The 12,788-nt window shown below is 62.6% G+C and carries 11 protein-coding genes and 4 pseudogenes; 7 read left to right on the top strand and 8 right to left on the bottom strand.

Annotation, left to right across the window (positions count from 1 at the left end):
* Positions 1-168: 168 nt before the first annotated feature.
* Positions 169-393, bottom strand: a complete 225-nt coding sequence (locus RH91_RS13640; protein WP_010163399.1) for a hypothetical protein — start codon at positions 391-393, stop codon at positions 169-171.
* Positions 394-1,450: 1,057 nt separating this feature from the next.
* On the opposite strand from RH91_RS13640, the gene RH91_RS13630 reads away from it, so the two are divergent.
* Complete coding sequence (locus RH91_RS13630) at positions 1,451-2,113, top strand: TenA family protein (RefSeq protein ID WP_029623869.1); 663 nt, start codon at positions 1,451-1,453, stop codon at positions 2,111-2,113.
* A gap of 40 nt (positions 2,114-2,153) precedes the next feature.
* Positions 2,154-2,529 (top strand): annotated as a pseudogene (locus tag RH91_RS13625) (NAD(P)H-dependent oxidoreductase); the annotation flags it as partial.
* 116 nt (positions 2,530-2,645) lie between these two features.
* Here RH91_RS13625 and RH91_RS22860 read toward each other — a convergent pair.
* A complete protein-coding gene (locus RH91_RS22860; protein WP_198283265.1) occupies positions 2,646-3,140 on the bottom strand; it encodes a KUP/HAK/KT family potassium transporter in 495 nt (164 codons plus the stop codon).
* Between the two features lie 102 nt (positions 3,141-3,242).
* Between RH91_RS22860 and RH91_RS23480 the strand changes: the two genes are divergently transcribed.
* The 4 genes and pseudogenes from RH91_RS23480 (at position 3,243) to RH91_RS23625 (ending at position 5,990) form a co-directional block, all read left to right on the top strand.
* Positions 3,243-3,947, top strand: coding sequence for a sulfatase-like hydrolase/transferase (locus RH91_RS23480; RefSeq protein WP_029623867.1), 705 nt, complete (start codon positions 3,243-3,245; stop codon positions 3,945-3,947).
* Entirely contained in the window at positions 3,944-4,633 is a 690-nt protein-coding gene (locus RH91_RS23475; RefSeq protein ID WP_269724657.1) for a sulfatase-like hydrolase/transferase, read from the top strand. The genes RH91_RS23480 and RH91_RS23475 overlap by 4 nt, the downstream gene beginning before the upstream one ends.
* Positions 4,634-4,806: 173 nt before the next feature.
* Positions 4,807-5,648 (top strand): annotated as a pseudogene (locus tag RH91_RS23630) (formylglycine-generating enzyme family protein).
* Between the two features lie 91 nt (positions 5,649-5,739).
* Positions 5,740-5,990 (top strand): annotated as a pseudogene (locus tag RH91_RS23625) (GCG_CRPN prefix-to-repeats domain-containing protein).
* Positions 5,991-6,030: 40 nt separating this feature from the next.
* On the opposite strand, the gene RH91_RS13605 reads toward RH91_RS23625, so the two are convergent.
* The 5 genes from RH91_RS13605 to RH91_RS13585 all read right to left on the bottom strand — a co-directional run bounded on the left by RH91_RS13605 (position 6,031) and on the right by RH91_RS13585 (position 9,215).
* Positions 6,031-7,068 (bottom strand): cellulase family glycosylhydrolase, encoded by a 1,038-nt coding sequence (locus tag RH91_RS13605; protein ID WP_010163393.1) that lies wholly within the window; start codon positions 7,066-7,068, stop codon positions 6,031-6,033.
* A 262-nt stretch (positions 7,069-7,330) separates the two neighbouring features.
* Positions 7,331-7,774, bottom strand: coding sequence for a periplasmic heavy metal sensor (locus tag RH91_RS13600; RefSeq protein ID WP_010163392.1), 444 nt, complete (start codon positions 7,772-7,774; stop codon positions 7,331-7,333).
* Positions 7,761-8,165 carry a hypothetical protein gene (locus RH91_RS13595; protein ID WP_010163391.1) on the bottom strand — a complete coding sequence of 135 codons (405 nt, stop codon included), beginning with the start codon at positions 8,163-8,165 and terminating at the stop codon, positions 7,761-7,763. The genes RH91_RS13600 and RH91_RS13595 overlap by 14 nt, the downstream gene beginning before the upstream one ends.
* Positions 8,155-8,712 carry an RNA polymerase sigma factor gene (locus RH91_RS13590; protein WP_010163390.1) on the bottom strand — a complete coding sequence of 186 codons (558 nt, stop codon included), beginning with the start codon at positions 8,710-8,712 and terminating at the stop codon, positions 8,155-8,157. The genes RH91_RS13595 and RH91_RS13590 overlap by 11 nt, the downstream gene beginning before the upstream one ends.
* A gap of 38 nt (positions 8,713-8,750) precedes the next feature.
* Complete coding sequence (locus tag RH91_RS13585) at positions 8,751-9,215, bottom strand: EF-hand domain-containing protein (protein WP_051116731.1); 465 nt, start codon at positions 9,213-9,215, stop codon at positions 8,751-8,753.
* Between the two features lie 466 nt (positions 9,216-9,681).
* On the opposite strand from RH91_RS13585, the gene RH91_RS13580 reads away from it, so the two are divergent.
* Positions 9,682-10,101 carry a hypothetical protein gene (locus RH91_RS13580; RefSeq protein ID WP_010163388.1) on the top strand — a complete coding sequence of 140 codons (420 nt, stop codon included), beginning with the start codon at positions 9,682-9,684 and terminating at the stop codon, positions 10,099-10,101.
* A gap of 410 nt (positions 10,102-10,511) precedes the next feature.
* Here RH91_RS13580 and RH91_RS21705 read toward each other — a convergent pair.
* Positions 10,512-11,751: pseudogene (locus RH91_RS21705) on the bottom strand (IS3 family transposase).
* Positions 11,752-12,788: the final 1,037 nt, after the last annotated feature.

Raw genomic sequence — 12,788 nt, 5'->3', positions numbered from 1 at the left:
TGCCTCCATAAAGTTTTGTTTATGGAAAACCTTACGAGACTGTTTGGGAATTGCCGAGAATGGTTAACAAACGCTAGGCCTCTAGCAGTAGCGTTCGGTCAGACGTGCTCTTTCTAAGGTTAACGTGGCGGCACCAGTTACCCATCTGCCGAAAGAATCACATCACCGTCAAAAAGGATGGTGCCCGAAATTGCCATAACACGCGAGCAATGCCGCTGGAAGAACAAGCGATTCGCGACAATATAAGTGTTGTGCGATGACGGGGGTGCTGTAACGCGCGCCGTCTAGCCAGGCGGTGTGGCGGATCTGGTCGGATTGATCGAACGGGCATTCCGCTGACAAATCGCTCGCCTCGGCGAATCCTGCTTCGAAGGCGTCGACCAGCTCATCCATATATTGATCACGTAGCATGATCGTTAAACCTCGTGTTCACCCGCAGGTTCCGACTGGGCCAGAAAGTCACACTTTCTTACCATAGTTGCGTGCTGGCGAAAATAGAGCGGCAAGAGCAGCCGCGTCGAGCTCAGGTTTGATCAGCTGATCAACTGGTGCCGTGTCGCCACACACTACTATCGACGCCGACGAACCTCTTCTTTACCATCACGCTCGCTCAGACGACATCCTCTGCCTGTGCCTAACGAGACTTGGGCCTGAGATACTTAGGAAGCGATGGGAGCGGACTGCAATATGGTAAGAACCTCACTGCAGCCCTGGCCACGCTTTTCGTTGGAGAGCCGCGTGGTTGGGATGTCGTATTCGGATTGACGCTGCAGTCGCAATACTCGCGGGCAAACTTAACTGGCGAGTGACGGCCCTAATCTTTGAGAGGTAGCTGTACTTAGACCCACAATCGCCGCGCCCACTGCGGAGGGAAATCGGATCCGTTCGGCCCGCGCCCCTTCAAAGTCGCGTGTTGCCCGTAATATCCTGCCGGGGTCGAATGGACGCAGATCGAAGGCGGGCCCACGCTCGAATTCCAGGTCGGCGACGTGCTTTGGTGCCCGCCGGAGCACAAGCACTGGCACGGCGCCACCCCGACCCAAGCGATGACCCATATCGCGCTTCAGGAGTCGCTGAACGGGTCGCCGGTCCAGTGGATGGAGCAGGTTACCGACGCGCAATATCGCGCCGGTCCAGCTGCGCCCGGCGCCAAACGGGACGACTGACATTGGCAAGGCGAACGGTTGCGGACGGCCAAGGCCACCTTGACCCATTTCCGGTTATTCATGGCCCGATCAGTGCTTTCCAGAAACCAGCCATTTGTTCATTTCCGTGAGAATGGTCTATGTTAACAGGCGATTCTTCCGGCACGACGGGATGTGTGGGCGAAGGGCCAGCAACATTTGAATTGCGTCGTCGACCCGACGCGCCAGTGGACCAGCGATCGGCAGGTGACGGTAGGCGCATCAGCTCGCATGGTGGCTGTAGGACTTTCAGTGAGGATTATTAGATGAGCTTCTGCGACGCGATATGGGAAGACGTTGCCCCTCTGAGACGTTCCATTTTGGAGCAGCCGTTTATCGCAGAACTCGCCGACGGATCGCTGCCGCCCGACAGCTTTCGGCATTACATCCTGCAGGACAGCCTGTATCTGGCGGAATACGCGCGCGTACTGGCGATCGCTGCGGCGCGCGCTCCCAATGCCGATGGTCGGCTCGAATTTTCCGACGGCGCTAAGGTCGCGGTGCAAGTCGAGGAAATCCTGCACCAGACCTTCTTCAGACAGTTTGATATCACACCCGCCATGGTCGCCATGAGCGAGTCAAGCCCAGTCTGTGTCGGCTATACCGGCTACCTTGCGAGCCTCGCTGCCACCCGCAGCTACGAGGAATTGATCGCCGGAATTCTTCCGTGTTTTTGGGTGTATTGGGAGGTTGGGTGCGCGATCAAATCGATCGCCAGATCGCCTAATCCGTACGAGGCGTGGATCAACATTTATGCTGACCCTGGGTTTGGCGAGGCAACGCGTCGGGTCCGCACTTTAGTGGATGGCGCCGCAAGCCTCTCGACGGAATCGGCACGCGCGGCAATGGCCAAGGCTTTTCGCACTGCCACCCGCTACGAATGGATGTTCTGGGATTCCGCCTATCGGCAGCTCGACTGGCCAGTATAATTTCTCGATCACGCCCGCCCGCTTGCCTGAGGGAACCACTTTGTCCCGTCTGCGTCCGCTTGCTGATGCCGACCATCTGCCAGCGCTCGACCGTTCGTTCGTTATTGACCGACCCGCCATGGAGCTCGACGACGACCGCCGCCACCGCGCATCATGTTGCTCTACGGCTCGCTGCGCGAGCATCTTTCTCGCGGCTCTGCGTCGAGGAGGCGGCCCGCCTGCTCCAAGTGTTCGGCACCGAAACCCGCATCTCCGACCCGTCCGACCTGCCGCTGCCCGATCAGGCCGCTGGTGATGATCATCCCGTCGTGCACGAACTGCGCGAACTGTCGATGTGGTCCGAGGGCCACGTCTGGTGCATTACTGGCGTGATAAAAACGCAGATCGACCATCTGAAGCTGGCAATGGGCGGTATTCTCACTAAATTTCAGCTATTGAGATGATGCCGCCGCGCTGCTGATCCTCTGCATCGCGGCCATACGCCGAACGGCCGAGCGGCCACTACTTGTCGCGCCGCCCCGGCGGGTCGCGGTCAGATCACGATTTCCGTGCCCACCTCGACGGCCTGACGGGTCGGGATGCAGAACGAGGTTCCGGTAGACGTCGTATTGCGCTGCATCGCCACGAAAAGCTCCTCGCGCCACGGTGCCATCCCCTGTACCCTTGCGCTAGCGACAACCGTCTCGTGCCCGATGTAATCGGACGACGGGACGCATGACTTTGCTAGCGCCAGTCCCGCGGGAATGTCGAGCTCCTCCATGAACCCGAAGCGGATGACGACGCACTCGAAACCGGCAGCGAGCCTCGTCAGCAGGCGCGTATCACTCAAGGCGTCGAGAGCGGCCAGCTGACCGGCCGCGAAGCGCGGCACGACGAGCGTCAGCAGGGCCGGATCGACGCGACCGAAGCGCGGATGCGCGCCCGGAATGGCGGTAGCCTCAATTATGCGCAGCGCGCCCGGCTGCAAGGCCGCGAAAGTCGTGCCAGCGCGCATATCTTCCGTACCAAGCACAACGGTCGGCGCCACTGATCCACTGGGCGCGCCGGGGCGGTTGTCGCCCCGATACGCTCGTCTTCGAGGAGAAGACGCATGAACCGTCGGAACTTCGTCCAGGCTGGGGCGGCGAGCATGGCGATCGCCGCAGCCACTGGATCCGGCGCGGTTGCGGCGACGCCGCGTCGCCGTCCCAATCTGCTCTATATCTTCAGCGACCAGCACCGGGCGGCATCGCTACCCGGCGAGCCGTTCAATCAGGCGATCGCACCCAATCTCGATGCGTTTCGCCGTGCCAACTTCTCGATGGATCGGTGCGTATCGAACTACCCGCTGTGCACGCCGTACCGCGGCATTCTGATGAGCGGGAGATGGCCGTATCAAACCGGTCTCACCCACAACAATGTCGCGCTGCCATCTACCGAGATTTCCATCGGACGCGTCTTTCGCGATGCGGGATATCGCACCGGCTACGTGGGCAAATGGCATCTTCAGGGGCGCGGGACCGCCTTCATTCCAGCCGGTCCCGACCGGCAGGGGTTCGAGGACTGGCATGTATGGGAGCGAACCAACGCGCATTACCGGTCCTGGACCTACGACCCGGATACCGGTGCGCGTATCGAGCCGGAGGGGTGGAACTGCACGACCATGACCGATCAGGCGGTCGCGCTGCTGGAGCTCCAACGCGGTGCAACGACGCCATGGATGCTGATGGTATCGTGGAACCCGCCGCACCCCCCCACAATCCACCTGTTGAAGACACGAAGCACTACCCGCTGGACCAACTTCACATGCGACCCAACGTGTCGTTCCCTTTGGCGGGCGAGGCGCGGCCGTTGATCCGGCCCGAACCGCTACGCCAGGCCATGCAAGGCTACTACGGCGCGATCACCGGCGTTGACGCCGAGTTCGGCCGACTGCTGGCTGCGCTCGAAGCGATCGGCGCGGTGGACGACACGTTCGTCGTCTATACTTCCGATCACGGGGACATGATGGGATCGCAGGGGCGCATGGCCAAGCAGGTGCCGTTTGAAGAATCATGCCGCGTGCCGTTTTTCGTTCGCTACCCGGGTGTGACGCCAAAGGGCGGCGCATCCGACACATTATTCGCCGCTATCGATATTTACCCGACGATGTGCGGCCTCGCAGGGCTGCCAGTGCCCCACCATTGCGCCGGGCGCGATCTGTCGGGCGTGATGCGCGGGGAACAGACGAGCGCGTCGCCGGCAGTCTTCCTGATGAACCAGCTGCCGCGTTCGTCAGGCGGTCCGGAAGCGATCGGGGAAGATGGCGATGGCGGCGAAGTGTCGCCCGCGGGCAGTTTGCCGTCCCATCCCGGAAAACGCTTAGGCACCAAGTTTATCAACCAGCCGACCTATCGTGGCTTGCGGACCGACACTCACACCTATGCGGTCGCCGAAACCGGCCGCTGGTGCCTGTACGACAATGTCGCCGACCCGTTTCAGCTGAAGAACCTCGTTAGCGATCCCGCGCAGCAAGCGCTGATGGCGCGGTTCGATGCGTAGATCGCGGTGTGGCTCGCCGCCAGCGGCGATCCGTTCCCGCTGGCAGCAGCGACCCGGCACGTTTCCGACTTCCCAACCTGACCGTCATGGCTTGCTGTATCCCTGAACGCGTCGGCGAAGCTCGACGCTTGCCCGATCGTCACGATGCCGTTTGCGCAGGCTCGGGCTAGCCGATGGTTCCGATCCCGGGCGGCGTGTTCTACATGCGCTCGGACGATCCGTTCGGCGTTCCTGAAAATGGCGAAGGACCGGTCCGCGCTGTGCGGCTAGCGCCGTTCCTGATCGACGTGACCGCCGTCACCAACGCAGCGTTCGCGGGCTTTGTTGAAGCGACCGGATACGTCACCGATGCCGAGCAGCTTGGGTGGTCGTTCGGGTTCGTCGGCGAGCGCCACATTGGTGATCCGGTCGTGAAGCAGACCCCGGGTGGGCGGCGGTCGACGGGGCCGATTGGCGGCATCCCTTCGGCCCCACGAGCGATATCGCGGATCGCGCGGATCATCCCGCCGTCCATGTTTCGTGGCACGATGCCGCCTTGTCTGCACGCTGGGCCAGCAAGCGGCTGCCGACCGAGGCCGAATGGGAACGCGCCGCTCGTGGCGGTCTCGATCAGCGACGCTATCCGTGGGGCGACGAGCTCATGCCGAACGGCGAACAGCGGTGCCGGATATGGGAGGGGCCATTCCCTGCCCGTGCGCCCGATGCACAACGTGCCGGAACGGGCCCGGTGCGAGAGTATCCGCCCACCGACTACGGCGTGTACGGGATGGCAGGCAATGTCTGGGACTGGTGTGCCGACTGGTTCGATCCAGCGCATCACTTGTTCGCTTCGCGCGAAAACCCGCTTGGTCCCACCGCCGGCAAACACCGGGTCCTGCGGGGTGGGTCGTATATGTGTCACCCCTCCTATTGCAATCGCTACCGCGTCGCTGCGCGCAGCGGCAGCACACCCGATAGCAGCACTAGCCACGTCGGTTTTCGGTGTGCTCGCGACGTTCCGTCAACAGTCGGTTGAGACGTTCGAGGGAAACGCGCGACGGAAACTGCCGGCCACGCCGTTAAACGTTCGTCCGGCAATGACCGGATGCAACAGATGAGAGGTCTTCATGAAGAAGCTTATCCTAGCGGCGCTGGCCGCCACTACCGCGCTCAGCGCCGCATCCACGGCCGACGCTGCCCAAGGGTGCGGTCGGGGCTTTCACCGCGCGGCGTACGGGCGTTGCATTCCCAATCGCGGCTTCGGCTACGCGCCGCGCGGCCCCGCCATGGTATATTCTATCCCGGTCGAGGCTATTGGGACGGCGGCCGGTATTGGGGTCATCGCTATCGCTGGCATGGCGGCTGGCGGTATCGCTGAGCCGACGGCGGGGCGGGGTCTCGCCGCCCCGCCCGTCCCTTCAGAGCCCATCCGCAGCCGTCAACGCGCGCCCATAGTTGGTGATGAACAGCGTGTGGACGAGCTGGCCGGAATTCCCGACCGGGCTTGATGGCGTCGACCCGTCATAGTCGGTTGGCACCCACCCCGGTACGGTTTGGGTCATAACCCCCGGCACATCGAACGCACCGCCGCCGAGCGGGATCTGATGGTTTCGGAGATAATTGATCAGATCGACTGCCACCTGATAGTTGGTCAGACTACCCAGTCCGATGTCCGAACCAAATCCGGCTGACCATTCGTCCGCCCACACCGGCATCTTGGTGCTCGGAATACCGAAATCCGTGTCCCAATTGCTCTCATCCGCGCTACCGCGCTGATAGGGATGGACAGCATAGACAACACGCCCGAGCGGGTCGGCAATCGTCGGCGCGCCGTCCAGCGTGCGACCGATCCCCAGTCCATCGACGACCATGACATTCTGGCTGCCCTTGCCGCGAAGCCGCGCTACGAGTGGCTGCATGCCGACCGCGACAGGGTCACTCGCGTTTGCCGCCGTGTTGGTGCCGCCGTTCGCCCAGAGCTGCCAGTTGGCGTCGCTCTTGGCCGGCCGTGGTTCGTTGTAGAGCTCGAACAGCACACCCCGATCGGCGCCGAAGGTGGCGGTCAGCGCGTCCCAGTCACGCACCGTCTCGGCCGTGGCGAAGGGGTTGAAGCCGGTCTCGCCACTGTTTGTCTCGTCCTGCATCGAGATCATGACAACGAACCCTGCCGCGCGCGCCTGCTTGATCGCAGCCGTAACGCTAGCCGAATAAGCGGCATCGTAGAGCGGCGACTGTGGGTCGAGCGACGGCTGGCTGACCTGGAAGCGCAGCGTATCCGCACCGAACGCCGCGGCTGCCGCGAGTTCGGCGGGACCATAATTGACACGGCCAGTGTAGGTGCCTGGCAGGCTGGCCTGTAGATAGGCCGCCGTCGCAACGAAGCCCCGGATCACGACGCTGCGTGGGAACCACGTTTGACCGTTCAGCGTCAGGTGGAGCCCCGATACACCGACCACTTGCGCGGCAACTGGTGTGGGTGCGGCGGTCGGAACCGGCGTCGGTGTAGCGGTCGGCGTCGGAGCTAGGACGGGGACCACCGGGACCGATACGGATCCAGTACCCCCGCCGCTACCGCAAGCCCCTACGCATAACAGGGCGGCGGTCGCGAACAGACGGGTTGCCAGAATCGATTTCACGCAGCGTGAGCCTCTCGGCTGGGTTCGTTGCCGGTTGAACGAAGCTGGCCTACAAATCCGTCGCGCGATTGTGTCGATACCCTTAGCGACCTCGCTTCTGCATGCGACCGACCAGGGCGTCCGCGATGCGCTGCCGGTCCGTTTGCTGCAGCGTTGCGGCAAAATCGAGGGCTCGGTCCTCAACAACCGTACGGACGCGGAAGTCGTCAGCGCGCGCCTTGGCCAACGCCGCCTTGGTTGCCGGAACATTGGGCGATGGCTGCGCAAGCAAACGGGCGGCATCGGCTTTGGCGGCGTTGCTCTCGTTAATGAGCGGTCGGACCGACTCACGGGCAGCGCGAAGCTGCACACGAAAGGCGCGCCGCTCTGCCCGTGGCAGTTCGGAGCCGGCGACGCGCAGCGCCCCGGCCGCGATCATCCGGTGCCCGTCACGCACCCAAGCGGCGCCCCCCACTAGCGCGCCTGCCAGGAACAGGTTGAGCAGTAACGAGGCGATCAGCAGCAGTCGCCCCCTAACCACGATCATCACTTCCTGCCGGAAGGTCGCCGAAGACCGTCATGCTATCGATGTGACTGGCGGGGCTGATGGCCGCGGTTGCCGCGACGCCGGCAGTGGCGCCTGACAACGCGGCGGCGATCCCGAACCCCGTCCACCACAGCTTCGCCTTGCATGCCTTTGACGCTGTCGGGGCACCGGCTACGATTCTGCCGGCAAAATCTACGTCAGGCACCGGCACCTGCCAAAGGTCAAGCGTCTCGTCGAGGGCGAGCGCCTCGGCGAGGATCGTGCGCCCCGCCTCTGTCCGTGACAGACGCAGTGCCTCACCCGTGATATTCTCCGGCCAACGTGCGACCACGCCGCCATAGGCGTCGGCCAGGATCCGGAAACGTTCAATGGTCAGTGGCTCAAAGGTCATCGCGCAACTCCTGCTCCGCAAGCCGCGCGCGCAGCGTACGCCGGCCGCGCGCCAGCAGTGACTCCAGCGCCTCGACACCGATACCGAGCGCCTGCGAAGCTGCCGCGCCCGTCATGTCCTGGTAGTGCACCAGCAGGATGGCCTCGCGTTGCCGTTCTGGTAGTGCCGCAATCGCCGCAGCCACCGCCGAGCCCCGCTCGGCGTCCACCAACGTCGCCATGGCATCGGGTGCGGGGTCGGCGGTTTCGGGCACCGCGTTGCTGGTCACCTCGCGACGACGGCGCAAACGATCGCGGCACAGGTTGAGCACCACCAAGTGCAGCCAAGTGTCGAACCGTGCGCGTCCGCTCTCCCACGTCGCCGCCTGCCGCCACGTCCGAACGAATGCCTCTTGCGCCACATCCTCTGCTTCCGACCGGTCGTGGAGCATCCGGTGCGCGAGCCCGACGACGCGCGGCAGCTTGCCTGACACGAGCAGGCGCGCCGCGGCCGCATCGCCGCGCGCCACCCGCGACAACAGCGCCGCGTCCGGATCGGGCTCGTCCAACGCCTACCGCCCTGAGTGCCATAACCTCGCGTCCTGCATCAGCCAGCATCGTCATCGACAGTGCGGCCGGACACCGCGTAGGCGCCGCCCCTGCGCTCCTGCTTGCTCACCCGACCATCGCCGTCCGCATCTAGCTTACCAAACCGCCTAGTAGCCGCGGCGTCGATTTCCTGTCGGTTGATGAAGCCGTCGCTGTTGCGATCGAGGTGAGCGAAGCGCTTGGCCGGGTTGCCCTTGCCACCGGTCATCGCCGCCATGAACTCCGCGCGGTTCACCTTGCCATCGTTGTCGTTGTCCGCCGCCATGACGCGTTGCTCGCGGCGCTGCTCGAACTGCCGCAGGGTCAGGCCCATCCCGGGACCACCGCCAGAGGCGATCGAAGCCCGCCCGGTGGAATTCGCGGCACTCGCCTGCCGGGTGGCGGCGGATCCCTGCGCACCGCCATCCGGTGCCGGCCTGGCGCAGGCGGATACCGGGAAGATCAGCGCCATGAGAACCGCCATCTTCACCGTCCTTCGTCCGTTGGTCATCATCGCCTACCTTCGTCCACGTCAATTGCCTCTTTAACGGCGGGAAGTATCGGTTCCGTCGCACAGTCAGCGATTTTTCGTGCGACCGCTTGCGACGGAAAGCCTGCCCTACGTCGTTCAATGCTATAAGTAACCGGAGGTGGAGATGAGGACTGCCGCGTTAGGGACACTGGTGTTGCTGGGGTGCGCGGCACTTGGCGGATGCGCATACGGCCCGCATTACGGACCACCTCCCGGCTGGGCGGGCGAGAGTTGGGCGCGACACGTCCGTCGCTGCGAACGTAACTTCCCCCGCTATGGTCCACGAACCGACCTGATCTACAGGCCGGGGGGCGACTATCGTTGCCCGCTGTGATTTCCTGAAGTCTGGCTCGCGCCGTACCGCAAGACCGATCGAGCACGCACGCCGCCTCCGAACGGCGAACATTGGAGAACGGAGATGGAGACCGTACCAACAATCCTACTTACCGCCGCCATTGTAGCCATAAGCGCCCCGGGGCAGGCGGCCGATACGCCTAAGCAGCGCTACCAGAACAATATGACCTGCACAGCGGTCATCACTACCGCGATTGAACAGAACGCGCTCCCCGCGAATATCACAAGCAAGCAGGCGACTTCGCTACGGACGGTATATGCGCAGCAGACACGGACTACCGGGCGAGATGCTGGCATTTTGCCAGCCGATATCATGAGCGACATCGAAAACATGCACCGCACCATTGTCGCCAGGATGAACGCATCCGACAAGTCCAAGGCGAGTAGCGAGCGAGCAGAAACCGCTTCCATGACGACGAACTGCGCTGCCCTTCTCGGCTTCGAACTTGAGCACACGGTCATGTCATACGGCCCGGGTCACTAGCTTTCCTGATTCCACGTCGACACGTGGCTCGTTTGTTGCGTACCAAATTGACCCAAACTTTGACATTCAAACGCCCTTTCCCGCCTCCAACTTTCTGACGTTCATTCATGAAGTTTGGACGTAGTTCCCCGTGATCCGCGTTTGCTCGGGTTCGAGAGACCTGGGAAGCCTGAAGCAATGGTTTCGGAGGCCGCTTGATCTATGACGCCCTGAATCGCGTTGCCGCCTCAAGCGATAGATCTAAGCTGCTGATAACCTCGAGGGTTCCCCAAAGATCAACTTGGCCAGGGCTGCAGTTAAGGTCACCTCCGAACTGCAGCCCGCCTCCAGTATCTAGCGATCGTTTAGCGCCTGCCGCGCTGCAACGGTCAGCTCGCTGAAGGCGGACTGCCATGTTCTGTTGTTGCCCCCTAAAGGCCTGACAGAGCCTCGCAGGTTTGCGCAATGAACTCGCGGGGTGATCGATAGCGCAAAGCGCGGTGCGGATGCACTTCGTTATAATGGTCGAACCAGCCGGGGAGTTGGTCGATAACGCTCTGCGCATTCGGCCTGGGGTTTACACGGACATAATCGCGCTTGAGGGTGCGAACGAACGCCTCCGCCATGCCATTAGATTGAGGACTGCTGACTGGGGTCGTGCGCGGGATCAGTCCAATGCCCCGGGCGAACGCTCGTGTGTTGCGAGCGGTGTAGCAGCTGCCGTTATCGGTGAGCCACTCGATCGGTTCGGGTACGCGGTTCACCTGTCCGTAGCGATGCTCGACCGTGGCAACCATCAAGTCCTGGACGTCCTCGGCGGTGATGCCGCCCGTTGTCGCCACGTGTCCCATGGCCTCGCGGTCGCAGCAGTCGAGCGCGAATGCGACACGCACCTTCTCGCCATTGTCACAGGTGATCTCCAACCCGTCGGAGTACCAGCGGGTGTTGCGCAGATCGACCGCGACCCGGCCATCGTGACGCCGTTCTTCGCGGCGTTCGCCGTCCCGCTGTAGCAGCAGCCCATGCACCTTCATGACGCGGTAGAGGCGTTTCGGATTGGGCGCTTCGCGCCGGTCTTTTCTGCCTGCCGGCGCAGCAGAGCATGAACGCGGCGATAGCCGTACGTTGGCAGATCAGCGACGAGCGCACGGATGTCGGCAACCAACTCAGCATCCGGCAGCGGTGGTCGTCCGCGTAGTCGGGACGCCGGGCGATGGTGCATTGCGGACAGGTGTGGGCGAGTGATGCCGACCGCCTCTGCGACCGCGCTCACCGTCCATCCCGCGGCAACGAGGTCGAGCGCAACAGCAGTTTTTTTAAGCCTGCGGCCCGAGACACGGCCTCGCGGAGCAGTTCGTTCTCCATAGCCTTCTTGCCGAGCAGTCTGTGTAGTTCGCACACCTGCGCCTCGAGCGCACGGTATTCAGACGCCGGCACCACTTCCTCGCCAGCTGCTGCGGCGGTCAGCGCACCCTGTGCCATCCGCCGACGCCAGGTGAAGATCTGATTGCCACCGATGCCGTGCCGGCGGGCGACGAGCGACACACTCATCCCGGGCAGATACATCTCCTCCACGATCCGGACCTTCTCCTCCGGTGTCCATCGCCTCCGGCGCTGAACACCGGAGAGAACCTCGCCATCGTTGTAACGCCGGGTCTTACCGTCAGTCATATGCCTCACTCTTATCTAAGAGCGGGGCCCTGTCAGGTCATTTAGGGGGCCACCTCATGTTCCGCCCACCGTGTGCCTGAATGTCTCGAACTGGACGCTAGCTGCCCGGCCGCTGTGGGTCTGGCAAAACTCACAATGCGACATTCGTCGCCAATGTCAGCTTCCCGAGATCTACCATTCATTGACGTGGGAGCAGGTCTTGCCAAAATCTAGCCACTGCGGACTAGTAGTGCTCACTGATGCAGGCATATTAGGTACGCTACGGAGGTTATCTGTGACGAAAACCGCACGATCGGTAATCGAGCGACAATGGTTGGATCTCACCTGCATACGCCTTCCCAAGCACGCAATCGAAGCGCGATGGTCGTTGCGACTTGATCACTGTTTCCAGCGTGTACTGCTCGACGACGCCTGTGGCGGGTGTTGGTACGACCATATTGTAGGTAGACCCGCTTACGCTAACGCGCCCGACGCGGTGCTGGCTCGTGCGATCGTCACCGGCGAGGCGCTGCTAGCCGGAACGGCTGACTTAAGTGCCCTTAATACGCAGTCGCTAGCGTGGAGGGGAAAGGGCGGTAAGCTAACGCGCAGCGAACATTGAAACCGCCGCTCAAGGCCGTAAGAAATGAGTTGAAGCGGTTGACGGATACGAGCGTTTTATTGCGCACGATGGAGGGATTGGCCGCTGCAAGCGCCGCGCCGGGCGGAAACGCAGGCAATGTTCGTTCCGCGAGCTAGTTGGGTTCGACAGAAGGCCGCGTAGCCGCCTGTGGTCGGTTTGCTACCGCAAAAAACCACAACCGGTCATTCTTGGCACCCTGCCCGCTTTTCCAGAACCGGACGCCCGTTCATCCTGGGAATGATTAGATTGCCACCCCCCCAAAATCCCCGCATGGACCTTGCAATTCGGGGTAGAGGATACGATCAGACCGCCTTACGGCCAATATGCGCCTATTATTTTAGGTAAAGCGGCACATATGAGCTGCTGCCGGTTTCGTGGACACCGAGTTAAGGTGTTTTCGGAACCGGAGGGTGAC

The sequence above is a fragment of the Sphingomonas sp. PAMC 26617 genome, from assembly GCF_000242835.1.
Classification (GTDB): domain Bacteria; phylum Pseudomonadota; class Alphaproteobacteria; order Sphingomonadales; family Sphingomonadaceae; genus Sphingomonas.
This window is presented reverse-complemented; position numbering and strand designations above follow the sequence as displayed.

Bases quoted from the DNA above. Each gene is read 5' to 3' on its own strand.
- RH91_RS13640 (WP_010163399.1), bottom strand. From the start codon at position 393: ATGGATGAGCTGGTCGACGCCTTCGAAGCAGGATTCGCCGAGGCGAGC.
- RH91_RS13630 (WP_029623869.1), top strand. From the start codon at position 1,451: ATGAGCTTCTGCGACGCGATATGGGAAGACGTTGCCCCTCTGAGACGT.
- RH91_RS23480 (WP_029623867.1), top strand. From the start codon at position 3,243: ATGGCGATCGCCGCAGCCACTGGATCCGGCGCGGTTGCGGCGACGCCG.
- RH91_RS13600 (WP_010163392.1), bottom strand. From the start codon at position 7,774: ATGATCGTGGTTAGGGGGCGACTGCTGCTGATCGCCTCGTTACTGCTC.
- RH91_RS13595 (WP_010163391.1), bottom strand. From the start codon at position 8,165: ATGACCTTTGAGCCACTGACCATTGAACGTTTCCGGATCCTGGCCGAC.
- RH91_RS13585 (WP_051116731.1), bottom strand. From the start codon at position 9,215: ATGGCGGTTCTCATGGCGCTGATCTTCCCGGTATCCGCCTGCGCCAGG.
- RH91_RS13580 (WP_010163388.1), top strand. From the start codon at position 9,682: ATGGAGACCGTACCAACAATCCTACTTACCGCCGCCATTGTAGCCATA.